Genomic DNA, 14877 nt, shown 5'->3' on the forward strand with positions numbered 1-14877 from the left:
TATCCGGGGAAATTGAAAAACAAAAAAAGCCTTTCCCCTCATCACGCTCACGCGCTGAAGGGCAAAGGCTCTATCCGTAGGTCTCATACATAATTATTATTCATAAAAAAGTGAAACACATTTCTTCATCCATCCTTAAATCTACACCAATACGTCCTGCTTGGGCAGTCGAACCTTGAACGTACTTCCTTTGCCCGGTGCAGATATAAAGGTCAACGTACCCTTGTGATCCTCTACAATTTTACGGGAAATGTACAACCCGATTCCTGTTCCACCAATCTGCCGATGATCCGAATTATCGACTCGATAGAATTTGTTGAACAGCATGTCCTTCTCTTGCTCCGCAATACCTATTCCGTAGTCACGCACATCAAGACATAACCATTCCTCTTCTTCCCATAACGTAACATCGATACGATCGGCTCCCGGCGAATACTTGACTGCATTGCCCACCAGATTATGCAGAACCTGAACCATCCTGTTCTGGTCAGCATAAGCAAAAAAGTCTCCATTAAACGTATGCACGTAGATACGTTGGGCAGACTTCATATTCCACTGTTCCGCAACCCCTTCTACCAACTCAATCAGCGGCACATACGTCATGTGGTAAGTCATACCTTCGTTGTCGAGGCGCTGAATATCGAGTACATCATCGAGCAAACTGCTCAGCCGCTTGCCCTCCGAAGAGATGGTCTGCATGAATTCCCGCTGCTGAGCTGCCGGAAGATCATACATCATCATTAATTCCACATATCCCATAATGGTGGCTACAGGCGTTCGAAGCTCATGAGATACCACGCTGATCAGCTCATTTTTCATCCGATCCAGCCGTTCTTCTCCTGTCCGGTCACGGAACACCAGCAGAAACCCATGGTTTTTACCCGGGACATCCATCTGTTTCATGTATAAGGAAAACACACTTTTATCCACATTATTAAATATAAATTCGGTCTCGATAAACGCCGTTTCTCCATTCAGGAATGCTCTCGTCTGTTCCATCAGGTTGAAATTGTCCGTTAATACCATCGTATCAATTGCCTGCGCCAAATCTTCAATGGATCTGCCCATAAAATCACCCAAACCAAACATCTCTTCTATCCTTCGGTTGACGATGGTTATGGTCCCTGATCGATCAGACATCACGAGCCCTTCTCGTACGGATTCAATAAATTGCTCACTGATATCTCGCTGTTCCTGAATGGCAATCTTCTCATTGAACAACTCCGAGTTCAGCTTCTCCAGCGCAAGGGCATGACGTACACGATCTTCTTCTGCTCTGGTCCGCTCCGTAATATCCTTAATAAACAGGTTATATAATGTCTCATTTTTGCCCAACTGGATCTCAACAATTTTGTACTCAATCGGAAATACGGAACCATCCCGTCGGATACCTGAAATTTCTTCAACGATGGTGTATCTTTTACCTTCAACATATTCAAATCGCTCCAGCAAATTTTTGATCTCCTTGCAGCTGGCCCCTTGAAAAAGAGTCGGCGCTTCCTTGTGCAGAATCACTTCTTCCCGACGCAATCCAAACATTCTTTCAGCCTCCGGATTAAACTCAACGATCAGCCCACTGGAGTCCACAGCGATAATCGCATCAATAGAGGATTCAATAATGGCACGTTTGACCTCTTCACTATTCTTGAGTTCCTTGGTACGCTCAATTACCCTGTCCTCCAGCGTTAACTTGTCGTGACGAATCTGTTCAAATTGTTCCAGCAGCACATCGGCCATTTTGCGCAAATTACCAATCAGAATCTGTACTTCGGTTACATGGCTAGTTGGCCACTCCATCTTCCCATTTCGAAACAGCAGTCTCGGAAGAGAGCCTGTCATCCTGGTCAGTCTTAACAATGGGCTAACAACTTTACTGCTGAGGGGAGCCGCTACGATCATGGAAGCCACGATGATGATGAACAGGGATTGCAGCGTGGTCAGATAGATGGATTCGATTCGGGGGTAATAATTGGACGAGTCGGTCACAATGAATACCCGATAAGGTGTTATATTTGTCATTTCTGCTTCATAGATAAAAGAGGCTTGTTTCCAGTGATTCAATACATCGCTGTAATGGATATTTGCGGAACTTAACAGAAAAAGGTTATCCCTTGATTTCAGAAGACGGAATCTGTCCATGTCCAGGTAATCGCCGGCCTGAAGTGTGTTCAATCCAGAAGCAACGACTGTATCATCCCGATTCAGCAGAATCACATTCACACCCAGTAGATGACGATAACGCGCCATATTCTGATCCATGTTCTCGGAGGTAACATACTCTTCATCAATATCCTGAACAACCGCAGTCGCTGCATATTTCATATCACGTAATATGGCATCATTCATTTGACCCAATTGTCTACGGCTATCTGCGGATAACAGTACGAGAGAAACAAATACCACAAAGGCGACTACGTATTTAAACGCAATTCTCGTTAGTGGGATGGTTCCCGTCCGCTTTGATTTGTGTTCACCCGTGGTGATCCAGAAATCGACTACAATTCCCGCGATCAGCGCATTCACCATACCAATGACAGCAATATACATATACTCATACTTCAAATCGTCTATATTTAAACCCAACATAAAATGCCCGGCATAGATAACTGGAAGTAACATGACTACCCAAAAGACTGCATTAGCCTTGATTAGGCTGCCATTCTTCCAACGGATCTGCCAAACGAGCATCCAGATTAATTCCAAGAAGTGGGCAAGCATGACAGTTAAATTGTGCGGCACAAAGCCGACAAAGACGGTATTTAGCAGATGGATGACTGTAAGGGTGACAAATCCATAGATGGCCCCATGCAAACGAAGAGCAACGAGTGCTGCCGCGCTACCAATCATAAACTGTACACCATAGAATAAAGTAAACGGAAAAATAGTACTTAGTGAGCCCAGAATGATTAGAAGACTGGTCCCAATCCAGGGTATTCTCAGCTTCAACACGACCCAATCCAGCATTTGTCTTGCCTTTATACGATCCATAAGCAATTGCCCTCATGGATCATTGTTTCTTCTGTTTTCAACAACAACGTTGGTTCCCCCTATAAACTTAAGCGGATACAATCTTACTTTTTTCCCCTTAACTCGTTCTGATCCATTATACTGTAATTAGTACTTGGTGTAGCTTTGGGAAATTCTGATTGATCGGCAACCAAACTACATTCATGCTAGAATATTGAAGTTCATCAAAAAAGCTTATTCTTTCTCTACATATACATCCTATATTTTGGGATAGAAACATTAAAAAATTTGCAGCATTTATTCGCAATTCACCTTGTTTTTTTAGCATTTTCTTAACATATTATTTTCACCAGGAGTGTGACCCTATGACTATCAAAGTACTTCTTATAGAAGATGAGAAAAATCTGGCCGACATGATTGCTTTCTTTCTTGAGGAGGAAGGATATATCACTGAACGGGTTCATCATGCCCGCGAGGCACTTCAACTGTTTCCACAATTCCAGCCGGATATTGTTGTAACGGATCTCATGCTTCCTGAAATGGATGGAAATGATCTCGTAGAAGCCTTTCGCCAGCACTCCACTGTGCCCATTCTGATGATCTCGGCAAGTACCATGCTGAACGATCGACTTCGCGCATTGCATAATGGTGCGGATGACTTTCTGTGCAAACCGTTTAGTTTGAAAGAGTTGGATGCCCGGATTAAAGCACTGCTGCGAAGATCCATCATTTCCTATAAGGATAAACCGGTAAAAGAAGACAAGCAGGCAGAGGTTACGGGACATGTGAATGTGAATGAATACAGAAGAACTCTGTTTGTGGATGGCGTTGAAATCGAGGTCACTCATATTGAGTTTGAGATTATGAAGGAATTGTACCGAAATCCGGGTAAAGTGTTCACCCGTAATGAACTGATGGATCGGATCAAAGGCTCCGAACGCGCCTATCTGGATCGTACCATTGATGTTCATATCTCAAGTCTGCGAAAAAAAATTGAGCCTGACCCCAAAAACCCACGTTATATTAAGACGGTTTGGGGAACAGGCTATAAATATGTGATCTAATACGATCGTAACGATTGAAGTTAAACACTTTTGGCCATATCTCTCTTTTATCTCATGGATAAGATGGGCGGTATGGCTATTTCTGATTTATGGATAGACGACGAATGCAACCAGCTTTCCATATCCTTGATGAGTTGATCAGGGTCATGCTCGTTCCAGAGAATCATCTTCATCTCACCTGTACCTGTAATCTGTTGCAGGTGACGCTTCCGAATAAGGGATTTGAAATCCGTAATGACCAGTAACGGAAGTTGTGGCATAAAAGCCCGAATGGCATTTGCTGCTGACACCGCTTCTTCGGCAACCTGATAATCAACAATACAATAACGGGCATTTTCCCAACTTCCCCGATGTGTTTCTATGGCAGAACCAGATGTTGAGTCCTCAATCCAGTTCCTGAACAATTGAATAATATTCTCATATGCAATACGACGTTTTCCATCCGAGAGCACGGTAATGGGTTCCATAGGTATAACCTCCAGTTGATTCTTATCTTTATTGTGCCAATTTTCGTTTAAAAATGTTTGTGCGTGAACATGAAAGAAGTGTTAACAAATTTCGTACTTCTTCACATTAAGTGTTAGACACGTCCACTTCGCTTATGGATGATTTCGCAGATTCCACACATTGATGTAAAATAGAGAAATACCCGTGTGATTTAATTTACGGGAAGTGAAAGATGAATCTGGTACTATAGGAGGTTACATTGATGAATATTGTTTCCATTGAACCAACACCGAGCCCAAATACGATGATGCTACATCTCGATGAACGTCTGGAGGACGGAATTCGCAAAACATATACACTGGACAACGAACGATCTGCTCCGGCGTTCATTCGCCAGATGCTTCATATTCCCGGTGTAAAGAGTGTGTTCCACACAACAGACTTTGTCGCACTTGATCGAAAAGGGAATGCCGACTGGTCCGTTATCTTGGGCGAAGTCCAAAATCGCCTTGGACAGCAAGGCATTGATCTGGACTGGATTGAATCCGAAGATGGTTCAGGCGAGCACTTCGGAGAAGCACAGGTATTTGTACAATTCTTCCGAGGTGTACCGATGCAAATTAGGGTCAAGGCCGGGGTCAAGGAAGAACGAATCTCGTTGTCAGATCGTTTTGTCAAAGCCGTGACAGAAGTCGCCAGTGCAACGATGATTAAAGAACGTAAACTGAGTGATTACGGTGTTCGATATGGTGAATTGCCTGATATTGCACGTGAAGTCGAGCAGGAACTCGAAGCCGCTTACCCGCCGGAACGGCTGGAGCAAGTCATTAAACAGGCCATTGAACATGGTACCAAATCCGAAGAGTTCGTCGAGCGCCGCCGTGAATTGGATGGAGCCGAACTTGAAGAGGCTCTGCGAAACGAGGACTGGAATGTTCGCTATGCGGCATTTGACGGCATGGAGCCTACAGCAGAAAGACTGCCTCTCGTAGCCCATGCCTTGCATGACAATAAAATGCAGATACGTCGCTTGGCTGTCGTATACCTGGGTGACATTCGTACACCGGAAGCGATGGAATTGCTGTATGAAGCGCTTCAGGACAGTTCTCCTGCGGTACGCCGGACTGCCGGGGATACCTTGTCTGATATCGGCGATCCTGCCGCTACTCCAGCCATGACAGCAACGTTATCCGATAAAAGTAAACTTGTACGCTGGCGTGCAGCACGTTTTCTCTATGAGGTCGGAACTGAAGAAGCAGAGCAAGCGTTGCGAGTTGCAGCTGATGATCCTGAATTTGAAGTCAGCCTACAGGCCAAGATGGCTCTGGAGCGGATCGAATCGGGCGAACAGGCCGCTGGAACGGTATGGCAGCAGATGGCTGGCCGTAACAAAAAAGAGGAATAGTCGTCTCTCAGACCTCACATCCAACAATTGTTATTGCACTGGAAAACCATGCGCGTTATACTGATTGTCTGTTTACTAAACAGGACACACAGTGTTAATTTGTGTTGTTCATAATTTCATAGACAATAGATACACCTCATCCATTGATGGTGAGGTAGAGGTCGCGGGTGCGATCAGTACGCTGATGGAGGCGCTAAGGAGCCGCTTATGAGATCAGCCGAAAGGTGTACCCGCCGAAGCTCGCTGGACGTTCCTTATACGGTTCAGTGAGCTGGGGCTGCTGTCGAAAGGCGCAGAACTGTCACAGAAGTACATTTCCTTTATATAAAGGTATGAATTCTTCTGTGTTGAGCTATCTTAATCATCTGGGACATGGTGCGGACATTGAAATATTAAAGACCGCAGGCTGATGCCTGTGGTCTTTTTGTTTTTATGAATTCAAGTATCGCAAACATCAGTATATCGAATGAAGGAGTGTTTCCATGCAAGACCGCAGTAACCCAACAACAACTGGACCTTCCCTGAAAAAAGGATTACGCGCACGCCATATGACGATGATCGCCCTCGGTGGCTCGATTGGTACCGGGCTGTTTCTCGCAAGTGGTACCGCCATCTCAACCGCAGGCCCTGGTGGAGCATTAATTGCCTATGCGGCCGTTGGCATCATGGTTTATTTCCTAATGACCAGCCTTGGTGAGCTTGCTACCTTTATGCCGGACTCCGGTTCATTTAATACGTATGCCGCACGTTTTGTCGATCCTGCTCTCGGATTCGCTATGGGCTGGAACTTCTGGTACAACTGGGCGGTAACCATTGCAGCAGAGCTTGCTGCCGCTACAGTACTCATTAAATACTGGTTCCCCGAGAGTTCGTCCATGTTATGGAGCTTATTGTTCCTCGTGCTGATCTTTGCCTTGAACGTGTTGTCCGTTAAAGGTTATGGAGAGTCCGAGTACTGGTTCGCTATTATTAAAGTCGCTACCGTTATCATCTTCCTGGCCGTTGGTGTGCTCATGATCTTTGGTATTATGGGCGGAGAAGCGGTTGGTTTCAGCAACTTCACCATCGGTGATGCGCCCATCCATGGCGGATTCTTCGCTGTGCTTGGTGTGTTCATGGCTGCGGGATTCTCATTCCAAGGTACCGAGCTTATCGGGGTAGCCGCTGGTGAAAGTGAAAACCCGCGCGAAAATGTACCTCGTGCAATTCGTCAGGTATTTTGGCGCATTCTGATTTTTTACATTTTGGCGATTACCGTGATCAGTCTGATCATCCCGTATACGCATCCGAACCTGCTCAAAGGTGACCTGGAGAATATCGGTGTCAGCCCGTTCACACTGGTGTTTGAGAAAGCAGGACTTGCTATTGCGGCATCCGTCATGAATGCCGTTATTCTGACTTCTGTACTCTCTGCCGGTAACTCAGGGATGTACGCTTCAAGTCGGGTTCTCTATGCCCTTGCCCGAGACGGTAAAGCCCCTCGTTTCCTCGGTAAGTTGAACAAAAAAGGTATTCCAATGAATGCCCTGTTGCTCACGACAGCCGTTGGTATGTTGGCATTCCTTGCCTCCCTGTTCGGCGATGGTATTGTGTATACCTGGTTACTAAATGCATCCGGGATGTGCGGATTTATCACTTGGCTGGGTATCGCTATCAGTCATTATCGCTTCCGCCGTGCATACGTTGCACAAGGCAGAGACCTAAGCGATCTGCCTTACCGTGCACGTTGGTTCCCGTTTGGGCCGATCTTTGCGTTTGTCCTGTGTATCATCGTAATCATCGGACAGAACTACCAGGCATTCACGGGTGATCAGATCGACTGGAGTGGAGCCATCGTTGCCTACCTGAGTGTGCCCCTGTTCCTGGTGTTGTGGCTGGGTTACAAATGGATCAAAAAGACCAAAGTGGTGCCGCTGCAGGAATGTGATTTCACACCTACCGATTCACCAAGTGACAAGCACTAACGAAGCAATATTTACACTTGCCACTTCGATGACAGAATAACCTACCGATCGCTGTTATCAACTTATACAGCTGATACGATTTAACTTCATATTAAAAAACCTCCCCGTGGCGTTGCAGTTTTCCTACTGTGGCGAAACGGGGAGGTTTTGTTTTATGTCGGCTTCCCCCTTCGAACATTTCTGTACGTCCTTTTGTCCCTGTCCATATTTTGTATAGGTCGGTAAGTAAAATAGAGAAAGGTATACTATTTTTCTTGGACAACGGGAGTTGATGCATAATGAAAAAATTCTCTATTCTGCTCGTTCTATTGGGCATCCTGATCATCAGCTTTCCTTTCCTGCGGGAAACGTATTATGACTGGAAGCAAACCCGTGTTATGAACGATCTGGAGCAATTGCAAAACGGCTTGTCTAAGCTTAATCACTCCTTCGAACAGGGCATACAAGATGCAGCTTCTGCCGAGCCGACTACGGATAGTACAGATACAGTGCAAGACGCCTCTTCGGATACGTTGGGGATACTATCGATTGACAAGATTGATGTCCGCTTACCGATTCTGGAGGGTGCAACGGAAGCCAACATGAAGGTAGCTGCAACCCATCTTGTCGAAACCACTAGGATCGGTAACAAGGGTAATGCCGCCATAGCCGCTCATCGCGCCCACAAAAAAGGACGGCTGTTCAATCGTCTGGGAGAACTCCAGATTGGTGATTCGATGCAAGTCACCTTGGCAGATCGAACGATTATCCAGTACAAGGTAGATCAGATATCCGTTGTGGAGCCAAATGACTTGTCTGTGCTGGAAGACCCCGGACTTGGCCAGGTCCTTACCTTAATTACCTGTGATCCACTCGTCAATCCAACACATCGCCTAATTGTAAGAGCTATTGAAGTGAATCCGGAGGTTGCCGGATATTGATCTTCCCTAAGGTGCAGCTGAAATAAAATAAAACACCCTCTAGTAATTCACATGATGACGCTGAGTCACTTGTGAAAGTTAGAGGGTGTTTTTTTATCCAAATATGATCTGTTCCTGCATTACGTGCTGCGATCTAGCGCTGAAGCAATTGTCTGCGGCGGAAGTACATGAATCCCGCGCTACCTAGCGCCATCAGCATCATGCCCACAGCAGTGTAAGCCATTGTGCTCTCTTCACCTGTTTGTGGCAGCATTCCCTGAGATCCAGGACTTCCGTTTGGCTGTGATGCAGAATTTCCATTGCCCTGTGATCCATCTGTATCCGTTCCAGCAGGAGGTGCCAGTGCACCATCCCCATCCGGTGCATCTGTATCCCCAACAGGAGGTGCAGTGTCTTCACCGTTGGATACGCCTGGTGTCGGTGGCGCTACCCCGCCATCTTCATCTGTCGGGCTTTCGGTTCCTCCCCCAGACTCTGTAGGTTCAGTAACAACCGTGCCTGGAACCGACGGATTTGATGTTCCTGGTTCCGGATTTACTGGTTTCTCCGGGTCTGGTGTTCCCCCCGTAGTAGGGGTTCCCGGATTATAAGGTCCACTCGATCCACCACCCGATACCGGGATAGCCTGATTCGTTTTTTCCACAACTACAGCTTCCGTTTGTATGTTCGTAATTTCAAATGGTACTGGTGTTGTGTCCAAAATATATCCGTTAGGCGCTTTTATTTCAACCAACTGATATTTATTGATATCCAGGTCTTTAAGTACAATTTCACCTTGTTGATTGGTTGTCAGTGTAGCTTCATCCAGACCTGTTACCTTGTGGAACTCCCAATTCCCATTGGCATCCATCAATGCAGTTTGAGCCCGTAATTCAAATACTGCTCCCTGAAGGTGCTGAGTTCGACCCGCATTGGTTTTAATCAATTTCACGGAACGATCATTTTCTTTATTTTCAATCGTCAATTGAGTTTCCGGCTTGATAATAGATACAAGCGTCTCTGGCTGTTCAATAACATAGCCTTCTGCCTTGGTCTCTACCAATGTATATGGACCATACGGCAAGTTATCAAATTCAATGACCCCATTGATATTCGTAACCTGTGTGTCAACCACCGCATTTGTACCATTACGCAGTTCGAATTCAATTCCAGCTAACACGGATTGATCCTTGGCGTTCACTTTGGTCACCACCAGCTTGGCATTTGTGCCCTGCGTATTGGTATGTGTGAGCGTAACAATCTGAGTTTGATTGGTTACAATGGTAAGAGGTATGGGCGTTGAATCCAATTGATAGAATTCAGGTGCTTCGACCTCAATCAACTCATAATCCCCTGGCTCCAGATCTGTTGCTCCGATCTTTCCATCGTCACCCGAAGTTATCGTATCGATCAACTGGCTGGTTGTACCACCTTTCAGGTACAGTTCGAATGTTGCACCTTTTAGCGTTTTCGTGCTGTCAGCGGCATCTACCTTAGTTAATTCGAAGCCTTGACGAATCTTTTTATTTTCAATTTCAAAAGCAATATCCGCATCTTTGAACTCAATTGTTTTACCTGAGGCAGAGCCATATTCAGGATCAACCAAGTATCCTGCAGGTGCAGATAATTCTTTTAACTTATAAGGTACACCATTGGTCAGATTGTTTAATCGATAGTTTCTGGAGCTTTCAACTACTCCATTCTCGTCCGTTGGTTTCAATGTTTCCAGAAGCGTAGTTCCAGACGCATTATAGATTGCGAAGATCGCTCCTTCCAGCGGAACTCCGGTATCACTGACTTTGTGAATTCTGATTTTGCCTAAACCAGTGGAGGCTCCTCCACCTGCTCCAGCTAATGAAACTTTAATCCCCGCCTGATTGCCTTCCCCTACCACCGAAGAAGATTGGCCTGCAAATTCAACCTTATTCTCAATTCGGGCGCCATGATCGGCATTAATATAGGACTGATATTCCAAAATGAATGCAGTATGGATATCTTTCTTGAAGGTGAAGGTAAATGTATTGCCCTCCACAATCAATTCATAATCAGCAGGATCAACCAGTCCAGCTTTGTTGGATACATTGCCTGAATTGTTGGCAGGCAGGTTCGTTGCATATAATTTCAATGAATCAGCCAATAAAATTTGGTTCTCCGACAAGGTATCTGTTAATTGAGAACCCGCTGGAATATAAGATTGACTTGGATTGATATTTACCGTCCATGATGCTTTATCCGTTGTACCGATCTGTTGACCTGTTTTTTGTACATACACACCACCGTGAACTGGCGTGACGCTCGCTGATCGATTAAAGCGTACCTCACCATCCTCACCGTCGGTTAGAACAGCCTGGTTAGCATACGTGCCTTCGACGGAATAAGGTCCATCCAGGCTCGTTTGATACTGAATGCGATAAGCTGTTTTACCGATGTTACCCAGATCCAATGTAAAACCTTTACCGTCCGGGTTCAGCTGGAATTGACCAGGTGTGAGCGGAACCTCGCTACCTACAGCAGTAACATTATTGGCTCCCTGTAACTCTAACTCATGAACTTTTAATGAACCGTCTACAAAAGATTGGTTACCCGTGTAGGCATCCTTGAGGATGGCCTCGTGAATATCAAACAAGTTGTAGTTTACATCAATTGTCCATGTGATCTTTTTGTCTTTGGCGCTGTATTCGCCCTTTTTGTTACCATTTTGAATGGTGTACTCTTGAGGTTTGACAACAGCAGATTTGGTAATCGCAGTCTGTGCTACATTGGATTCTTCCCAATCGATCTTGGCAGAGTTGCGATATTCATTATCCGTTGGCATACCTGCCGTCGGGTCAAAGCTTGTTGTATAGGTAATGACATGTTCCGTGTTAATTGTAACGCCGTCCTTCAGGCGAACGGAGAATCCTTTTTCATAGGTTGGATCAGCCGGGTCTGGAGTCAGTTCGAAGTCTTCTTTGTTAACCCCACTCACTCGAAGACTACCCGGAATCAGCTTCATGTGCCTGCCTTCGTAATTATCCGTGATGATGATATCCGTCATGTCCTGCAAATCACGGTTCAAAACAATCTGCCATTCGATTTCTTTTGTGTTGAAGTTTTCACTTTTCACGCTTTTTGCAAAAATGACTTCCTGAATGTCTCTCCGGCCTGTTTTTGCAGTACCATCATACATGTTCACTGTGTTCGTAATGGTGTCGTTTGTATAAACACGATGAATGGATTGTGTATCATATTCGATCTCATAGGCCTTGGTAATATCGTTCTTAAAATGTAATCTGAAGCCATCATCGAACCCTGTACCCATCGCTTCGAGTGTGTATTCATTCGGATTGATCAGTATTCTGTTCGAAGCCGCTCCGCTTGCATTAATGTCCACTTGATACACTTTGACGGAATTGTTGATCAGTTGCTGTTTTGCCGTATCAAAGCGGTCTTCAATCCATGCATTCGTTTGCATGATTTCTTGCTGATTGTAGTTATATTGCACTTTCCATGTGATCGTCTGTGTCACCGGATCATAAGCACTATCTTGCCCTGACTTGTTCAAAGGCTCATTAAAACTCACACGAACTCGGCCAATAGCTGTTTCATCGTGTTCACTCTGATCCGTTGTAAGCGCAACCTGGTTTTGATACTCCACGTTGGTGAACGGAGCAGTGGTTGGTGCTTTAACACTTGTCGTGTAGGTCACACGATAGGCCTTATCTGTATCCCCCAATTGGATTGGAAACTGTGGTTCCGTTTGAACTACTGGACCTGCTTTTACAGATCCATTCAATTGCACTTCCAATTCGCGAATTTCGATATTGCCCTTGAGTTCAAGGTTTGTTGGCAACGTATCTGTAAGAACCGCATTTTTCAAAGCCTTCTCGCCTTGGTTAAAATCTACGGTCCATTCAATTTCGTCGGAGTTGAAGTTTTCTTTGTTTGCGCTTCCCGATTTCTTCAACTTATCTACAGCTGTGTTGGCAAAATGCACATCAATGATGCCCTGCCCTACGGAACTAAAGTCTATCTGTTGTTTCAAGCCATCTTCCATCTTGCTCTCATCGAACTTAATCCACACGTAGAAGTTACCTTCCAGCTGCGCATGCTCGATCAGTTCATTAAAGGTAAAAATGATTGTGCCATCTGGATTCACCACATACTCCCCAACACCGCCATCCAGATTACCCTTAAGCTGCGATCCGATGATGAATTTATCGGGCAAGTTAAAGGTGAACGTAGAGCCATCGCTGTAGTTGTGGTTGTCATCTGCAAGTCCCCATGTAAAGACTACAGCCACCTCATCCTGAATGCGCGGTCGAATATCCTCGATTTTATCTCCTTTGACTTCAATCGTGCCATTCCCGTTGTCTTCTGGTACCTGATTGTACATCTGCACACTGGTAATCAATTGATCTGTAATTACCGGACCTGCAGCTGCCATTGCTAAACTGCTCTGGTTGAGGTTTCCCTCCCCCTCTTCTTCCGGAGTGGCTGCAACGTCAACGTTGTTCACCTCTTCCGAAACTGCCAAACCTTCTTCTGACGCTGTATCGCTGATTGCACTGGCTGGCAAATTAGTTAATTCATCCTGAGCGTGCATGATTGGTGTAAATATCCAACCCTGCATCATTTGCGTGACCAGTAACAGAGCAATGATCACTATGCTCACTTTTTTCCTCATTTTTTGCATATCCTCCTCGTACGTAGTGTTGGCATACGCCGAAGATTAGAATAGCAAAGCGACATATACAAAAAATAGACAACACTAAAATCCTCGTTTTTGAACACAAAATTAAACGCAAAAAAGGATACCCCTCAAGCGGAGCATCCTGTTCAAACAATTGTTATAGTGTCCAGTTAATTTTGACGCGCAGATCCGTAGTACCTTCCATTTTGGACACATAATAAGATATCGATTTCATGCCAAGCTGGTACAAATCTTGCAAATCTTCAATCAGTCCAGCCTCCGTACCCTTGTACCTGAACGTGAGCGAAGTTCCGCCTTCCTTCAGTGTACTTTGAACCTTGGTCTTCAGCGCAGCATGGCCTTTGACGGCATCCTGTTCATCATACAGGGAATAGTCCAGAGCATGGTACAGCTTCTGATACGCGGCCTTTTTGCTATCTCCGGCCTTCACCAGCTTTAATAAAGCTTCTCGATATGGGGCTGGCGCAGCGGGGTACTTGCTTTTGCCTGTCCAGATATGGTCACGTGCCATCTCATCATCGCTCAGCAAATAATAGCTGTGGCTCACCTTACCTTTGCGGTCAGGGGTAGGATCATCCCAGGTGGTGTCCATGTGGTACCACTTGCCGTCCAGGTTCACGATATTCCAGGCATGAAGCTGCCCACCCGCTGTACCTTCCACAATCCGGTTATCGATACCTACTCGCTCCAGCATCCGATATGCCAACAATGAATATCCCTGACAGACCGTACTGCCTGTTACAAGCCCGTCATAAGCCGTATATTTCTTCAACGAAGTATCGTAGGAAAGGTTAAGTACAATCCAATCATGGATGACCTTGACCTTCTCATGATCCGTCATGCCTGGTTTGATGATTTCTTTCAACACATTTGTGACTTTACGATTCACATAATCGGTCTGTTCCTTGGTCTCCCGGTAGGAGAGAGTCACATGTACTTCGGCCGACACATTGGAGCCTTTATAATTAAATGCATAACTTTTAACGGTATATTGGATATAGGGGTCACTCTTCATTGCCTCATCGATGGAGGTTTGTAATTGTTTTTTGAGGCCTTTCACATTGCCTTTGTATGTAAAAACAAGTTCCTCCGTTCGCTGTGACATTGCGGTAAGCAAGGTCTGGCGCAAATCTGTTGCCGTGGATATATCTGATGTCCCTGATGCAGCATACAGCTGATCCAGATCAACCGTACGTGGTAATGCTACAGCAATCAGACAGCCTGCCAGCAGTATGGTGATAATTCGTTTCCCGTTCTTACCCATGAAAGGAACCCACCCTTCTTTGCAAAGTTCTCACGCCCTATTGTATCACAAAAGGCTCTATCGTCATTCTTCTATATCATTTCAACTAAAGAATATTTACAAGAACACTCCGATGTCAGAACAACTTTCCGATCGCTGTTATCCCCAGATTTTTTTGATCCTTTATTCAAAAGG

The 14877-nt window shown here is 45.3% G+C and carries 8 protein-coding genes and 1 riboswitch; of the genes, 4 read left to right on the forward strand and 4 right to left on the reverse strand.

Features of this window, described 5'->3' with window-relative positions:
* Window positions 1-141 precede the first annotated feature (141 nt).
* The gene (locus MKY87_RS11100) at window positions 142-2988 is read right to left on the reverse strand and encodes an ATP-binding protein (RefSeq protein ID WP_340964435.1); all 2847 of its coding nucleotides are present in this window, start codon (window positions 2986-2988) and stop codon (window positions 142-144) included.
* A 344-nt stretch (window positions 2989-3332) separates the two neighbouring features.
* Between MKY87_RS11100 and MKY87_RS11105 the strand changes: the two genes are divergently transcribed.
* Window positions 3333-4031, forward strand: a complete 699-nt coding sequence (locus MKY87_RS11105; protein ID WP_036668013.1) for a response regulator transcription factor — start codon at window positions 3333-3335, stop codon at window positions 4029-4031.
* Window positions 4032-4078: 47 nt separating this feature from the next.
* Here the strand turns inward: MKY87_RS11105 and MKY87_RS11110 are convergent, their stop codons facing one another.
* Window positions 4079-4498 carry a hypothetical protein gene (locus tag MKY87_RS11110; RefSeq protein ID WP_339788881.1) on the reverse strand — a complete coding sequence of 140 codons (420 nt, stop codon included), beginning with the start codon at window positions 4496-4498 and terminating at the stop codon, window positions 4079-4081.
* 242 nt (window positions 4499-4740) lie between these two features.
* Between MKY87_RS11110 and MKY87_RS11115 the strand changes: the two genes are divergently transcribed.
* The 3 genes from MKY87_RS11115 (at window position 4741) to MKY87_RS11125 (ending at window position 8767) form a co-directional block, all read left to right on the forward strand.
* Entirely contained in the window at window positions 4741-5883 is a 1143-nt protein-coding gene (locus MKY87_RS11115; RefSeq protein ID WP_047841582.1) for a virulence factor, read from the forward strand.
* Between the two features lie 147 nt (window positions 5884-6030).
* Window positions 6031-6246, forward strand: a riboswitch (Lysine riboswitch).
* Window positions 6247-6365: 119 nt separating this feature from the next.
* Complete coding sequence (locus MKY87_RS11120; protein WP_340912800.1) at window positions 6366-7847, forward strand: amino acid permease; 1482 nt, start codon at window positions 6366-6368, stop codon at window positions 7845-7847.
* A 278-nt stretch (window positions 7848-8125) separates the two neighbouring features.
* Window positions 8126-8767 (forward strand): class D sortase, encoded by a 642-nt coding sequence (locus tag MKY87_RS11125; protein ID WP_315939683.1) that lies wholly within the window; start codon window positions 8126-8128, stop codon window positions 8765-8767.
* Between the two features lie 133 nt (window positions 8768-8900).
* Here MKY87_RS11125 and MKY87_RS11130 read toward each other — a convergent pair whose 3' ends face one another.
* Entirely contained in the window at window positions 8901-13412 is a 4512-nt protein-coding gene (locus tag MKY87_RS11130) for a collagen binding domain-containing protein (RefSeq protein WP_340964437.1), read from the reverse strand.
* A gap of 163 nt (window positions 13413-13575) precedes the next feature.
* Window positions 13576-14703 carry a transglutaminase domain-containing protein gene (locus MKY87_RS11135; protein WP_062836448.1) on the reverse strand — a complete coding sequence of 376 codons (1128 nt, stop codon included), beginning with the start codon at window positions 14701-14703 and terminating at the stop codon, window positions 13576-13578.
* Between the last annotated feature and the right edge of the window lie 174 nt (window positions 14704-14877).

This window comes from Paenibacillus sp. FSL R7-0198, assembly GCF_038000415.1.
Taxonomy (GTDB): Bacteria; Bacillota; Bacilli; order Paenibacillales; family Paenibacillaceae; genus Paenibacillus.